Raw genomic sequence first — 14698 nt, 5'->3', positions numbered from 1 at the left:
CCCTCCTTTTTTGCGCCCGGGCACCGCCGCGGCGGGAGCGGGCGGGGGCGGCGGGGGACTCGGCGTGTCAGCCCAAAGCTGATTGGCGGGCGGTCCGCGCGTCACGGTTGGGCGCTTTGAAGCGGGCAACCCTAGACTTGAAAGCATGAGCCACCAGAAGAACCCGCGGGCCGCGGAGAACGCAGAGACCGGCGCCTACGACCCCGCCGCCAGCTCCCTGGCCGACACGGTCCAGAACGAGGTCATGTCCGAATTGCTGTCGATCCGCAGCAGCATCGACAACTTCGACGCCACGCTGGTCTACCTCCTGGCCGAACGCTTCAAGGCGACCCAGCGGGTGGGCCACCTCAAGGCGGTGCACGCGCTGCCGCCGAGCGACCCGGGACGGGAAAAGGCGCAGATCGAGCGCCTGCGCCGGCTCGCCCAGGAGGCGCACCTGGACCCGGAGTTCGCCGAGAAGTTCATGAACTTCATCATCTCCGAGGTCATCAGGCACCACAACAACATTTCCGCGACGCACGCCGAGTCCGGAAACTGATTGATGCCCCGGATGCCCCAAGAACCACCGGCGGAACCGGCCGAGCGCCAGGTCCAGGCCAGCGCGCACGGCCCCATGCCCGGAACCGACCCGATGGAATCGGTGCTGGTGATCCGCGGCGAGATCGGGGAACCGAACCTGCCGCACCTGCAGCAGCTTCCGGCCCGCGGCGTGGGGTCCGACGCCATCGGACGCGGCGCGCAGCTGCTGGAAGACCTCGCGGTTGACCTGCAGCCCCACGGCTGGCGGCTGGCCGCCGCGCCCGGCATCGACGCGCGGCGTGCGGCCTCGGCCCTGCGCACCGACGTGAACGTGCTCGCCGATGCCATCGGCGCCGAGGAAACCCCCGGCAGCGAGCTGAAGATCCAGTTCCCCGGCCCCGCCACGCTGGCGGCCAACCTGCACCTGCACCACGGCGAACGCTCGGTCTCCGACCACGGGGCGCGCCGCGACCTGGCCCAGTCCCTGGCCCTGGGCGCGGTGCGGCACCTGCAGGACCTGGCCCGGACCACCGGAACCCGGCGGATCACCGTCTACATCGACGAGCCCGACGCCGGCGCGGTGCTCAACGGCACGCTGCCCACCGCCAGCGGCTACCGCACGCTGCGCTCGGTGCCGGCCGCAGAGATCCGCGGCTGGTGGGGCGAACTCGTCGACGGGTTGCACGGGGCAGGCGCCGCCGCCGTGGTCATCGGCGCGGACGCGGAACCCGGGACCTGGACGACGCTTGCCACCACGGCGCTGGAAGCCGGCGCCGACGGGCTGGGCGCCAACGCCGCCTCACTCACCGTCCCGGGCTGGGAGCTGGTGGCGGCCGCCGTGGAATCCGGCAGCCGCCTGTGGCTGGGTTGCCTGGACCCGGAATCGAATCCGCCCGGCGTCGTGGACGCCGTCCATGCGATCCGGCGGCCCTGGCGCCAGCTGGGCCTGCCCGATGCCGCGCTGGGCGCGCTGGTGCTGACCCCCGCCGCGGGGCTTGCGGAGCTTTCCCCGGCGAAGGCCACCGCGGTGCTCGGGCGCCTGGCCTCCTATGCTGAGGCGCTGAACCAGGTCCGCGTCGACGGCTAGCTTTCCGGAGCCCCGAATCCGGGGATCGGATGGTCCTCGGGGTTCCGCGCCTCGGCGGCCAGCACCAGGTCCAGGCGTTCGCGGCGGATCCGCAGGTCCACCTGCAGCATGGTGAGCATCAGCTGGGCCAGCACCATGCCAAGAGCGCCGACGACGGTGTCGACGACGAGGCCCAGCGCCACCGCGGCGCCGGCGCCGGAGAGTTGGCCGCCGGCCAGCGAGGCCAGCTGCGAAATGATCCCCGAGAGGATGCCGAGCACCACCGCCACCACCAGCAGGATTCCCAGGGTCCGCCACCAGGACCGAAGGGTCAGCGACCACGACGAACGCAGCGCCCGCCAGATGCCCGGCGGCCTGGTCACCAGCAGCGTGGGGACCAGGCAGATCCTGATCGCGATCCACAGGTACAGCGGCACCAGCAACAACCCGAGTCCCAGCGCCGCGACGAACGCCACCGCGATGCCCACCGAGTCGGCGAGCGGAAGCGCCACCGCCACCAGGACCGCCAGGGGCACGAGGCCCGCGGCACCGAGCAGCACGTTCCACAGGGCGATGCGCAGCATCCCGCCGCGCGCCAGCACTATTGACTGCCACCAGCCGGTGGGCAGCCCGAGGACCGCGCGCATGCCGGCGACCGTGGTCGGTCCCACCACCAGCACGTTGGCCAGCAACTGGATAACCACCACGAGTGCCGCGGCGCCCGCATAGGCCGGCCAGGGGTGCGGAAATGCCTGGGCCCACAGGCCGGGGTCGAACACCGGGCCCTGGGGGCCCGACAGCATATGCTCGAGGGCGCGCTCCAGGGCAGGGAACGAGACATCCAGTGCGCGCAGCAGCAACAGCGAAACCAGCAGGGGCAGCAGCTGGACGAGCACCGCGTTGGCCACCGTGGCCAGCGGGGCGCGCCGCAGCACCGCGAAGGTGGCATCGAACAGGTCGGCGAAGCCCAGCGGCCGCAATTCCACGACGCCGGGCTTGGGCGCCTGCCACCAGCCGGAGGGTCCGGGCTGCTGGCCCGGCCATCCGGGAGGGCCCGCGGGACCGCCGCCGGCCGGCGGCTGGTTCCACCCGGGCGGGGGCTGTCCCCAGCCTCCCGGGGTTCCCGCGGGGTCCCCGGGACCCGGAACCGGTGGATCGCCGTGTGTACTCATCGCATCCCGCTCTCACTCGTGTTCCGGCAGGTGGTGCAAGCATCCGCAAAAGTGCCGCCGGACCCTTGGGTTGGCTCCAGTCTAGCGCCGGGGCAAACGGGGTGAATGGTGAGGTGGATTGCCGTTTCCGCGCCGATTTGCCCGGCATGCTCATGTACTCTTGAGGTATCCGGGCGCGTGGTCATCTCAGCGCCCAGCGCAGGGCTACGGAAGGGCAGATTATGAAGGCACGCATCCTGGTTGTCGACGACGACGAGGCGCTGGCCGAAATGATCGGCATCGTGTTGCAGAACGACGGCTTCGAGGCCGTGTTCTGCTATGACGGTGCCAAGGCATTGGGTGTTTTTCGCGAGGTCAAGCCCGATCTGGTGCTGCTTGACCTGATGCTTCCGGGACTGGACGGCATCGAGGTCTGCAAGCTCATCCGCGCCGAGGACGACGTCCCGATCGTCATGCTGACCGCCAAGTCGGACACCGCCGACGTGGTCCGCGGCCTGGAATCCGGCGCCGACGACTACGTCCCCAAGCCCTTCAAGCCCGCCGAGCTCGTGGCCCGCGTGCGCGCCCGCCTGCGCCCCGGCGAACAGCATGCCCCGGAGACCCTGAAAATCGGGGACCTGAGCATCGACGTCGCCGGCCACCGCGTCACCCGCGCGGGAGATCCCATCGGCCTGACCCCGCTGGAGTTCGACCTGCTGGTCGCCCTGGCCCGCAAGCCCTGGCAGGTGTTCACCCGCGAACAGCTGCTTGAGCAGGTCTGGGGCTACCGCCATGCCGCCGACACCCGCCTGGTCAACGTCCACGTGCAGCGCCTGCGCTCGAAGGTCGAGCTCGACCCCGAGAACCCGGGCGTCGTGCTGACCGTGCGCGGCGTGGGGTACAAGGCGGGACAGGCCTGAGCCAGGAGATGGGCCGAAGCATGGACACCGTCGAGCCGGCGCGGGCCGCACCCGCGATGCCGGCACACCGTCCCCGGCCCGGCTCCTGGCCCCGCCGCACGCTGGCGGCCCTGGTGCGCACGCGCAACACCGTGCGTTCGCGCTGGACCCGCTCGCTGCTTTTCCGCACCGTGACCTCCGCGGTGCTGCTCACGGCCCTGGCCTTGCTGGGCGCCGGTGCTTTCCTGTCCAACCAGATCGCCACCGGCCTGTTCCAGGAACGCTTCAACCAGGTCGAGTCCGAATCCCTGCGCGGGCTGAACCAGGTGCGCGCCATCTTCGACTCGGCCGCCACCACCGACCGCTCCAGCACGCACTCCCTGGTGACCAGCACGCTGAAGATCCTCGAGGGCGACACCGCCCTGGTGCCGCGCGACTTCGTGCTGGTCCCGCTGCCGGGGGACGACAACCTGTACGTGGGTCCCACCGCCAGCGGCAACCTGACCTCCCGCGTCGTCCCGGAGGCGCTGGCCGCCCAGGTCCAGGAGTCCAACTCCGTCTACTGGCAGTCCATCGAGGTCAACGCCGGCGCCGGCGCCGGGCCGGGGCTGGTCTTCGGCACCAAGGTGACGCTGCCGCCGGGACGCGAATACGGCCTGTACCTGGTCTACGACCTGTCCAGCGTGCAAAAGACCCTCGACTTCATGAACCGGGCCATGGGCCTGGTCGGCGGCCTGTTGCTGCTGGTCGTCGGCGGCATCACCTGGTACGTGACCCGCGCCGTGGTCCGCCCCGTGGCCGCCGCCGCGCAGGTCTCCGAGAAGCTTGCCGCCGGGCAGCTCGAGGAACGCATGGTCGTCTCCGGGGAGGACGAGATCGCCCGGCTGGGCAACTCGTTCAACCACATGGCCGCGTCCCTGCAGGACCAGATCAACCAGCTGGCCATGCTCTCGCAGATGCAGCAGCGCTTCGTCTCCGACGTCTCCCACGAGCTGCGCACCCCGCTGACCACCGTGCGGATGGCCGCCGAGGTGCTGCACGACGCGCGCGAGGACTTCGACCCGATCAACAAGCGCAGCGCCGAGCTGCTCTACAACCAGGTCGAGCGCTTCCAGATCCTGCTCAACGACCTGCTCGAGGTCTCGCGCTTCGACGCCGGGGTGGCGGTGCTCGACGCCGAGCCCAACGACCTGGTCACGGTGGCCCGGCGCGTCATCGACGCTGCCACCCCGCACGCCGAGGCCATGGGCTCGGTGCTGCGCCTGGGCACGCCCTCCGGGGGAGCCGTGGCGGAAATGGATGCGCGGCGCATCGAGCGCGTGGTGCGCAACCTCGTCATGAACGCCATCGAGCACGGCGAGGGCAACCCCATCGACATCACCGTGGCCGGAAACGCGAACGCGGTGGCGATCACCGTGCGCGACCGCGGCATCGGCATGAGCCCGGAGGCCGCCGGCCGGGTCTTTGACAGGTTCTGGCGCGCGGACCCCGCCCGCGCACGCACCACCGGCGGCTCGGGCCTGGGCCTGTCCATCGCGATGGAGGACACCCGGCTGCACGAGGGCCGGCTCGAGGCCTGGGGGGAGCGCGGCGTGGGATCCTGCTTCCGGCTGACGCTGCCGCGGATCCTGGGCAACCAGATCGTCGCCTCGCCGCTGCCGCTGGAACCCATCGTGCTGGCCGACGCGGTCCTGGACCGCGGCATGGTCGTCTCCTTCCCGCTGACCGGGGAGATCCCCGCCATCGGCTTCAAGCCCGCCCCGCCGCTGATCCCCGAGGAAACCCCGGGACCCGACGCGAATGCGCACGGCCCCGCCGCGCACACCCCAGGAAGGCACCACCCGCATGACTAGGCAACGCCCGTGGACCGCACGGATGCTGGCAGTGCTCCTGGGAGCCGTGCTGGTGCTCACCGGCTGCTCGGGGATCCCGCGCAACTCGCCGGTCCAGTCCATCGAGCTGGACGGGAGCAACGCGGCGGAGAACGGCGACGTGCAGTTCACCGCGCCCGGTCCGACGGAGGGCGACAGCGCCCGCGAAATCGTCGAGGACTTCATCCAGGCCGGCGTCGCCGCGCAGGACGACTACAAGGTCGCCCGCGAGTACCTGACCCCGAAGCAGTCGGGCATCTGGAAGGGATCGGTGCGGACCCTGGTCTACGACGACCGCCCCTCGGTGATCCCCGGGGCACGGGCCGACACCTACACCATCCAGTTGGAGGTCGTCTCCGAGATCGACGCCGCCGGCAACATGACCGAGATGCCCCCGCACACCACCCGCGCCCTGGACGTGTCCCTGGAGAAGGTCGACGGGCAATGGCGCATCTCGCAGCTGCCGGACGGCATCATGCTGGACACGGCCAACTTCACGCACCTCTTCGCCCCGCAGACCCTGTACTTCTACGACGTCAGCTTCCACTACGCGGTGCCCGACGTGCGCTGGTTCCCCACCCGCACGGGCGTCGCCGCGGCCATGGTCGAGGCGCTGCTGGCGGGCCCTGCCGACTACCTGGAAAACGCGGTGGTCTCCGCCTTCCCGAGCGGCAGCGCACTGGTCCGTTCCTCGGTCCCGATCGAGTCGCAGCGCGCGACCGTCGATTTGAGCTCGGCAACCTTCCTGGACTCCACCGAACTCTCGCGCCAGCAAATGCAGCAGCAGCTCGAGCTGACCCTCGGCGGGCTGGGCAGCGTGCGCTCGGTGGTGATGACCGACGAGCAGTCCGAGGTCAAGGCCGGCCCCAAGGACCCGGAATTCGTGGTCGCGGAGGTCAACCCCGCGGTGCCCGACACCCAGATCGGGGTCGTTGACCACGCGCTGTACTACCTCAAGGGCAAGTCCCTGCGCCTGGTCGGCGGCATCGGCGACATCGCCGGCTACCACCCCCGGCTGCCGGCCATGAGCCCGCTGGGGAACCGCTACGCGTTCCTGAACGGCTCGCGCACCTCCCTCGTCGTGGTGGACGAGGACGGCGGCAGCTCCGTGGTCGCCACCGGCAAGGACCTGGTGCGCCCGTCCATGGACGCCCACGGGTGGACCTGGACAGTGGACAACTCCTCGACCACCAGGGTCCTGGCGGTGCCGGCGGACACCGCGCTGAACGGCAAGGTCAGGCCGATCACCGCGGACGGGCTCGCCGACTCCGAGGTCACCTCGCTGCGCGTCTCGCGCGACGGGACCCGCGCCCTGATCGTCTCGTCCAAGGACGGCGAAACCAGCGTGTCGATCAGCGGGATCCTGCGCGATGCCGACGGCGCCCCGCGCGGCTTCGCCCCGCCCAAGCGCATCTACCCCGACGTCCCGGCGACGCACGCCGTCTGGAACTCCGACGTCTCGGTGATCGTCTCCTCCACCAGCACCACCGAAAAGGTCGCGGCCGAGGAGATCAGCCTGACCGGAACCCGGGTCAAGTACCTGCCGCTGTTGGGCATGGTCGGCCTGTCCGCCGGGCCGGGGGATCGCCGCCCTGTCTATGCCGAGACCAAGGACAACATCCACTCGCGCGTGGGCAACTCCTGGCACATCATGGAAGACATGGTGCGGGACCTGTCCTACCCGGGCTGACGATTCCCCCGTCCGCGCCCGTCCACAGCCCGCAGGCGGCGGGCGGCGGCAGCGTGGCCCGCGGGCCCATGCTGGAGGGCATGAACAACTCGGTGCGGCGCGATCCGGATGCCGTCTACAAACGGGCGGTTCCCGCCGGGGGTGCCCCGGTGCGAAGCCGGCTGCGGCGCCTCGACGCCTGGTGGGTCAACGGACCCGCATACGCCGTGCGTTCGGCGGCGCGCTGCACCGCGGCCCTGCTGCTGCCGGTGGAATGCGTCTGCTGCAAACGCCCCGATGCGGTGGTGTGCGGTCCCTGTGCCCGGGCCATGCGCACCGCATGCCTCCACCCCCGGCGGGTCGAGCACCGGGCCGAGGCCCTGCCGGTGGACGGCCGCCACGTCCCGATGCCCGTGATCGCCGCCGGCTCCTACGAACACGAGCTGGCCGCCGTCGTCCTGGCCTACAAGAACCACCAGATGCCGGGCCTGGTCGGGCTCCTGGTGCCGCCGATGGCCCGCGCCGTGAAGTCCGCCCTCGACACCCTGGCCGCGCCAGGGGTGCCGGTGGTGCTGGTTCCGGTGCCCACCCGGCTGCAGGCGCGCAAGCGGCGCGGGTATTTCCCGGTCGGCCTGTTGCTGGGCCGGCTGCGGCGGGCGGGGGTGCTGCCGGAGCGGGTGCTGGTTGCCCGGCTGGTGCGCTACCGGGCCGCGCGGCAATTCACCTCGGCGCAGAAGGGCAAGGGGCGACGCGCCCGGGGCGCGGTGAGAAATTCCATGTGCGCGCGCCGCACCCGATCGCTGTCCCGGCTCGCCGCCCGGGGCGCCCAGGTGCTCTTCGTCGACGACGTGCTCACCACCGGATCGACGCTGGCCGAGGCGCATCGCGCGTTGGAGGGTGCCGGGTTGCGGGTGTGCGGTGCCGTGGTGCTCGCGGCGACCCCGGCACCGGATGAAAAACGCGATGTTCGCCCAGCGCGATGAAGTAATAATCCGTACATCCTTGATTATTGCGGCATCTGTCATAGGGTGAGGTATGGGCACCCTTCAAGGGGAAATGAACCCATCTTCAGCGACCGGAAGGAGTGAATTCCTCGGTCGCTGTTGTGTCACCTGAGCAATGATGGAGGACACCATGGAGATGACGATCAACGGACGCAATGTCAGTGTTACGGATCGGTTCCGCGAGTACGTGGACGAGAAGATCGACAAGGTCGATCAGCTTGCAACGAAGATCCAGCGCTTGGACATCAAGGTCACCAAGGAGCAGCACGCCCGCAACGCGGATTCTGCTCTGACCGTCGAATTGACGGTCCTGGGCCGTGGCCCCGCGATCCGCGCCGAGGCCAAGGCCGCGGACAAGTTCGCAGCCTTTGACACCGCGTTCGCAAAGCTCCTCGAGCGTTTGCGCAAGGCCCGGGATCGTCGCAAGATCCACCACGGACGCCAGACCCCGACGGCCGTCCACCAGGCCACCAGCCGACTGGAACCGGCCGACAGCTCGCTTCCGCTGCACGAATCGACGCGTCTGGCCCAGCAGGAAGAAGAGGCACGCCAGGCCGCCGAAGCCAACCAGAACGGCGCGCCGCCCATCGAGATCCGCCGCAAGGTCTTCCCCGCGGAAACCATGAGCGTCGACGACGCCGTTGACCGCATGGAAATGATCGGCCACCCCTTCTACCTCTTCGTGGACGAGGCCACCGGGGCACACTCGGTCGTCTACGCCCGCAAGACCAAGGGCAACCAGCAGTACTCCTACGGCACCATCACCCTGGACCCGGACGCCACCGACGAGGCGACCCTGGAGACACGCCGGTACCGCGACCCGGAACCGGCAACCGCCTAGCACCGCGGGAATTACGATGGGCTCATGAGCAGGATTCTTTCCGCATCGCAGGCCCGTCGGATCGCCGTGGCAGCCCAGGGGCTGCACAAGGTCCGGCCCACCGCACCAATCAACCTTGGCGCGGTGGGCCGGACCTTTGCGCGTCTGGAACTGATCCAAATCGACTCGGTCAACGTCCTGTCCCGGGCCCAATACCTGCCGATCTTTTCCCGGCTGGGTCCCTACGCCCCGGAGCTCCTGGACCGGCTCGCGGTGCAACGCCCGCGAAAGGTCGTCGAATACTGGGCGCACGAGGCATCGTTGGTGCGCAGCGAACACTTCCACGACCTCGTGCCCTGGCAGCAACGCTCATGGCCCGGCAGCATGAAGACCATCGACGAGGACGGGCGCGCGCTGGCGCACCGGATCCTCGAGCTGCTCGCGCAGGGCCCGGCGCTGACCGCCCGCGAGGTCTCCGCCGAACTCGGCCACGAACACGTCAAGGACCAGGAAACGTGGGGGTGGAACTGGTCTGCGGTCAAGCGCGCCCTGGAGGCATTGTTTGCGGAGGGCATGATCAGCACCGAGGGCCGCAACGGCTCGTTCGAACGCCGCTACACCTCGCTGCACCGGGTGTTCCCCGAATCCCGGGACCCCGCGACGCAGGACGAGCGCCGCCGGGGAATGGAACGGTTGCTGCTGGCGGCCGCCAAGGCCCACGGTGTGGGCAGCGTGCACTGCCTGGCCGACTACTTCCGGCTGCCGCTGCGGCAAAGCGCCGAGGCGCTCGAGGACCTGGCCGGGCGCGGGTTCCTGGAGCGGGTGGGGGTGGACGGGTTGAAGGACACCTTCTACCTGCTGCCCGGCACCGTCGTTCCCCGGTCCGCCGGCGGCAGGGCCCTGTTGGGCCCCTTCGACTCGATGGTGTTCAACCGCCGCCGCCTTGAAAGGCTTTTCGGGTTCACCTACCGCCTGGAGATCTACACCCCCGAGCCCAAGCGCGTCTACGGCTACTACGTCCTTCCCTTCCTGCTGGGGGAGCACCTGGTCGCCCGGGTCGACCTGAAGGCAGACCGGGCAAACGGCCGGCTCCTGGTCCGCGGCGCCTTCGCGGAGCCCGGCGCGCCGGGGAACACCGCGGCGGAACTGGCGGCCGAATTGCGGCTGATGGCGAGCTGGCTGGGCCTTGGCGAGGTGGTGGTCTCGGCGCAGGGGAATCTGGCAGCCGCCTTGGAGTTTTCACTTAGCTCGCCCGAATCCAGCTAAAAGCCGCAGGTGAAAGCAATCTCTCACGTAGACTGAACACGCCAGAATTCCTGTGCTTGAGATTTGGGAGCTGCCTCGTGGCATCACTGCTTGAACGTATCCTGCGTACCGGCGACAAGAAGACGCTGAAGACGTTGCGTGGATACGCCGACGCCATCAACGTGCTTGATAGCGAATTCCGTGCCCTGTCCGATGCGGAGCTGCGTGGTGAAACCGACAAGTTCAAGGCGCGTATCGCCGACGGCGAGTCCCTCGACCACTTGCTTCCCGAGGCGTTTGCCGCGGTCCGCGAGGCCGCCGACCGCACCCTGGGCATGCGCCACTTCGACGTCCAGCTCATGGGCGGGGCCGCGCTGCACCTGGGCAACATCGCCGAAATGAAGACCGGCGAGGGCAAGACCCTGGTCGCCACCGCCCCGGCGTACCTCAATGCGCTGAGCGGCAAGGGCGTGCACGTGGTGACGGTCAACGACTTCCTGGCCGAGTACCAGTCGGACCTGATGGGGCGCGTCTACCGCTTCCTGGGCCTGACCAACGGCTGCATCCTCTCGAACCAGGACCCGGCGATGCGCCGCAAGCAGTACGAGGCGGACATCACCTACGGCACGAACAACGAGTTCGGGTTCGACTACCTGCGCGACAACATGGCCTGGAGCTCCGAGGAGCTCGTCCAGCGCGCCCACAACTTCGCCATCGTCGACGAGGTCGACTCGATCCTCATCGACGAGGCACGTACCCCGCTGATCATTTCCGGGCAGGCCTCGGGCGACGTGAACCGCTGGTACACCGAATTCGCCAAGCTGGTCACCCGGCTGTCCCTCGACGTCGACTACGAGGTCGACGAGAAGAAGCGGACCATCGGCGTGCTGGAGCCCGGCATCGAAAAGGTCGAGGACTACCTGGGCATCCACAACCTCTACGAGGCCTCCAACACCCCGCTGATCGGGTTCCTTAACAACGCGATCAAGGCCAAGGAACTGTTCAAGAACGACAAGGACTACGTCGTGATCAACGGCGAGGTCATGATCGTCGACGAGCACACCGGGCGTTCGCTCGCCGGCCGCCGCTACTCCGAGGGCATGCACCAGGCCATCGAGGCGAAGGAAGGGGTGGAAATCAAGGCCGAGAACCAGACCATGGCGACCGTGACCCTGCAGAACTACTTCCGCCTCTACAAGAAGCTTTCGGGCATGACCGGCACGGCGCAGACCGAGGCGGCCGAGTTCATGGGCACCTACAAGCTCGGCGTGGTGGAGATCCCCACCAACAAGGTGCTGCTGCGCAAGGACCAGGCCGACCTGATCTACAAGAACGAGATCGCGAAGTTCGACGCCGTGGTCCAGGACATCGCCGAGCGCCACGCCACCGGCCAGCCGGTGCTCGTGGGCACCACCAGCGTGGAAAAGAGCGAATACCTGGCGCGCCTGCTGGCCAAGCAGGGCATCCGCCACGAGGTCCTCAACGCCAAGCAGCACGCCCGCGAGGCGGCGATCGTGGCCCAGGCAGGCAAGAAGGGCGCCGTCACCGTGGCCACCAACATGGCCGGCCGCGGAACCGACATCATGCTCGGCGGCAACGCCGAGTTCCTGGCCGTCTCCGAGATGGAGCGCCGCGGCCTGGACCCGGAGACCAACTCCGAGGAGTACGAGCGCGTCTGGGACGACGTCTTTGCCGCCGCCAAGAAGCAGGTGCAGGCCGAGGCCCGGGAGGTCTCCGAGGCCGGCGGACTCTACGTGCTGGGCACCGAGCGCCACGAATCCCGCCGCATCGACAACCAGCTGCGCGGCCGTTCGGGACGCCAGGGCGACCCGGGCGAGTCCCGCTTCTACCTGTCGATGACCGATGAGCTCATGCGCCGCTTCAACGCCGGCGCCGCCCAGCGGATCATGAACAACCCCTCGATGCCCGACGACGTGGCGCTGGAATCCAAGATCGTCTCCAAGGCCATCGAGACCGCGCAGGCGCAGGTGGAGGGCACCAACGCCGAGCAGCGCAAGAACGTGCTGAAGTACGACGACGTGATGAACCGCCAGCGCGAGGCCATCTATGGCGACCGCCGACGCATCCTCGAGGGCGGGGACCTGCACGAAAAGGTCGCGCACTTCCTCGAAGACGTGGTCAAGGCCATGGTCTCCGAGGCCACCGGCGAGGGCCACGCCGAGGACTGGGACCTGAAGCGTCTGTGGGGCAACCTCAAGCAGCTCTACCCGATTTCCATCACCCTCGAGGAAGTCGCCGAGGAGGCGGGGCACCGTGACGCCATCACTCCCGAGCTGCTCGAGCGCGAGATCCTCTCCGACGCACGCCTGCAGTACGCTGCACGCGAAGAGGCCGTCGGCACGGAGAACATGCGTGAACTCGAGCGCCGCGTGGTGCTCTCGGTCATCGGCCGCAAGTGGCAGGAACACCTCTACGAGATGGACTACCTCAAGGAGGGCATCGGCCTGCGCGCCATGGCCCAGCGCGACCCGCTGGTCGAGTACCAGCGCGAGGGCTTCCTGATGTTCCAGACCATGATGGAATCCATCCGCGAGGAAAGCATCGGCATGCTCTTCAACATCGAGGTGGAAACCCGGCAGGCCCCGGCGGTCTCCCTGCCCGGCGTCACCGACGCCCGATCGGTGACCAACGAACCGGTGTTGAACACCCCGGGCCTGGACGCCCCGTCCCGTCCAGCCACCCTGCGCTACACGGCACCGGAGGAGAGCGGCGAGGCGGCAACGCACATCGAGCGCACCTCCGGTGGCGGTTCGGCCAAGCCGGCCGGCGGAAACAAGAAGAAAAAGGGCAAGCGCGGCTAACCGATTTCAAGGGCGGTAACCTGCCAACGTCCGTGCCACCGCTCTATTCTCAGGGCGGTGGCACGGACTTTTTGCATGTCCCGCAGGATCACCGCGGCCTCGAAGACCAGTGGCAGGACCTGGGTGATGCGCATGCGCATGACCCGCGGATTGGAATAGCAGCACGCCCCGGGGTCGGGACGATGCATGGCCCCGAGGCGCATGTGCTGTTCCAGCTTGTTCATGCAGGTGGGACTCAGGGCGTGGTGCAGCTGGCGTGCCGGGCGTGCACCGGCCAGCACCTCCAGGACCGCGGGGGCGGCCGCGTGCACGATTGCCGCCACGGATTCCTCCAGGCTCAACAGGGCATTCGTGGGCGGGAAAAGTTGTTCCAGCACCATCCGGGCCGCGGGGTTGGGGGAGGCCTCCGGAAAATCATCCTCGAACTCGCGGCCGAATTCGGCGTGGAAATCGGCTTCGAGCTCCGCGGGCGACAGGAAGCTTCGCGGCGGCGCCTCGGCAAGGGGTACGGGCCGGAGGCACCGTCTTCTGCGCGGTGCGGCACCGGCGCGCAATGCCTCCGGAAATCGCCTGACCTCGTTCCGCGGCGCAGCGACATCCCCGGGCGTTGCAAAGACGTTCTCATGCAAGAGCAGCGGCTCGCTGCTCGCGGTGGACGGCGTGATCGCTGTGATGGACATGGCGGGCTCCTGGTGGGCGGATGGTTCGGAGGGACGGGGATGTAAGGGCTTGGGGGGCGGGATCGTGGGTCAGGACCGCAGCGGCGCGGGGAGTGGCGCCCGGAGCACCATGCCGACGTCCAGCCGATTGGGGTCCGGGCCGATGAGCTTGCGATTGGCCGCGTACCAGCGCGGCCAGGCGTTGGAAATGTCCTCGGCGGAGGCGCCGGCCGGAAGGTTCCGGGCGGCAATGGCCCAGAGGCTGTCGCCGGGGCCCACCACCACCTCGTCGGCCGTGCGGGTGTTGCCGCCTCCGACGAGCCGCTGCATCGGCAACGGAACGCGGTGGGGGACCCACCCGGGGCTCAGCAATTCGGCCCCGGCGCCGGCGGGTTCCACGGATCCGGTCGGAAGTGCCTCGGATCCAAGGACCTGGCCGGAATCCGGGACAACCTCCCGGTGCGGTTGAGTCGACGTGGGGGCCTCAACGACGACGACGACGTCGGCGCCGGCGGGGGCCGCGGCGAGGGAACAGGTCGCAAGGACCATCGATCCGCCCAGTCCCGCCAACGCCAGCCGGGCAACGCATCCGGGGACGAGCCGGGCCAGTGCCGCGCCACGGCCCCGGTGGCCGTGGGTGCAGGCCAGCCGGGCGAGCAGGGCCAGCCCGAGGCACGCCAGCAGCCAGGCGAGCACGAGCCCTCCCAGCAGGCCCAGGGCCAGCCCCGTGAGTTGTTCCAGCGACCTGGCGTCAAGCGTGTTCTCCGTGAAGGAGCGCGCGTGCAGCGAACGCCAGATTCCGAGGCTTGCGCCCAGCATGGCCAGCGAGAGTGCGGCAATGCCGGTGACGGACAGGGCGTCCCGGACGCCTTGGGTGCGCATCTTGATCTCCTTAGATGCTATTTGATGTCATTTGCTGTTGTTTGTATGAGCATGATGACACTTAGTGTGCGGGGAGTCTAGGGGTAGGCGG

Annotated in this window: 12 protein-coding genes; 9 read left to right on the top strand and 3 right to left on the bottom strand. The window is 69.1% G+C overall.

Annotated elements, in window-relative coordinates:
* The first annotated feature begins 145 nt into the window (after positions 1 to 145).
* Together ACIPVK_RS14385 and ACIPVK_RS14380 are read left to right on the top strand one after the other, a co-directional pair.
* Positions 146 to 538, top strand: a complete 393-nt coding sequence (locus ACIPVK_RS14385) for a chorismate mutase (protein WP_407612665.1) — start codon at positions 146 to 148, stop codon at positions 536 to 538.
* Between the two features lie 12 nt (positions 539 to 550).
* A complete protein-coding gene (locus tag ACIPVK_RS14380; RefSeq protein WP_407612664.1) occupies positions 551 to 1606 on the top strand; it encodes a hypothetical protein in 1056 nt (351 codons plus the stop codon).
* On the opposite strand, the gene ACIPVK_RS14375 is transcribed toward ACIPVK_RS14380, so the two are convergent.
* The gene (locus tag ACIPVK_RS14375) at positions 1603 to 2757 is read right to left on the bottom strand and encodes a hypothetical protein (protein WP_407612663.1); all 1155 of its coding nucleotides are present in this window, start codon (positions 2755 to 2757) and stop codon (positions 1603 to 1605) included. The genes ACIPVK_RS14380 and ACIPVK_RS14375 overlap by 4 nt on opposite strands.
* Before the next feature lie 221 nt (positions 2758 to 2978).
* On the opposite strand from ACIPVK_RS14375, the gene mtrA reads away from it, so the two are divergent.
* The 7 genes from mtrA (at position 2979) to secA (ending at position 13066) form a co-directional block, all read left to right on the top strand.
* Positions 2979 to 3656: an MtrAB system response regulator MtrA gene (gene mtrA, locus ACIPVK_RS14370; RefSeq protein ID WP_264270707.1), complete on the top strand. Its 678-nt coding sequence runs from the start codon at positions 2979 to 2981 to the stop codon at positions 3654 to 3656.
* Between the two features lie 20 nt (positions 3657 to 3676).
* Positions 3677 to 5488 (top strand): MtrAB system histidine kinase MtrB, encoded by a 1812-nt coding sequence (mtrB, locus tag ACIPVK_RS14365; RefSeq protein WP_407612662.1) that lies wholly within the window; start codon positions 3677 to 3679, stop codon positions 5486 to 5488.
* Positions 5481 to 7196 (top strand): LpqB family beta-propeller domain-containing protein, encoded by a 1716-nt coding sequence (locus tag ACIPVK_RS14360; RefSeq protein ID WP_407612661.1) that lies wholly within the window; start codon positions 5481 to 5483, stop codon positions 7194 to 7196. Before mtrB ends, ACIPVK_RS14360 begins: the two co-directional genes overlap by 8 nt.
* An 80-nt stretch (positions 7197 to 7276) precedes the next feature.
* The gene (locus tag ACIPVK_RS14355) at positions 7277 to 8158 is read left to right on the top strand and encodes a ComF family protein (RefSeq protein ID WP_407612660.1); all 882 of its coding nucleotides are present in this window, start codon (positions 7277 to 7279) and stop codon (positions 8156 to 8158) included.
* Positions 8159 to 8309: 151 nt separating this feature from the next.
* Positions 8310 to 9020, top strand: coding sequence for a ribosome hibernation-promoting factor, HPF/YfiA family (hpf, locus tag ACIPVK_RS14350; RefSeq protein WP_407612659.1), 711 nt, complete (start codon positions 8310 to 8312; stop codon positions 9018 to 9020).
* 24 nt (positions 9021 to 9044) lie between these two features.
* Entirely contained in the window at positions 9045 to 10265 is a 1221-nt protein-coding gene (locus ACIPVK_RS14345; RefSeq protein WP_407612658.1) for a winged helix-turn-helix domain-containing protein, read from the top strand.
* 77 nt (positions 10266 to 10342) lie between these two features.
* Entirely contained in the window at positions 10343 to 13066 is a 2724-nt protein-coding gene (gene secA, locus ACIPVK_RS14340; RefSeq protein WP_407612657.1) for a preprotein translocase subunit SecA, read from the top strand.
* On the opposite strand, the gene ACIPVK_RS14335 is transcribed toward secA, so the two are convergent.
* A complete protein-coding gene (locus ACIPVK_RS14335; RefSeq protein WP_407612656.1) occupies positions 13063 to 13746 on the bottom strand; it encodes an Rv3235 family protein in 684 nt (227 codons plus the stop codon). The two genes, secA and ACIPVK_RS14335, sit on opposite strands and share 4 nt — an antisense overlap.
* Positions 13747 to 13815: 69 nt before the next feature.
* Complete coding sequence (locus ACIPVK_RS14330) at positions 13816 to 14607, bottom strand: LysM peptidoglycan-binding domain-containing protein (protein ID WP_407612655.1); 792 nt, start codon at positions 14605 to 14607, stop codon at positions 13816 to 13818.
* Positions 14608 to 14698 lie beyond the last annotated feature (91 nt).

It is taken from the genome of Paeniglutamicibacter sp. MACA_103 (assembly GCF_045798555.1).
In the GTDB taxonomy this organism is placed as follows: domain Bacteria; phylum Actinomycetota; class Actinomycetes; order Actinomycetales; family Micrococcaceae; genus Paeniglutamicibacter.
Note: the sequence above shows the minus strand (reverse complement) of the source record. Positions and strands in the feature narration are given on the sequence as shown.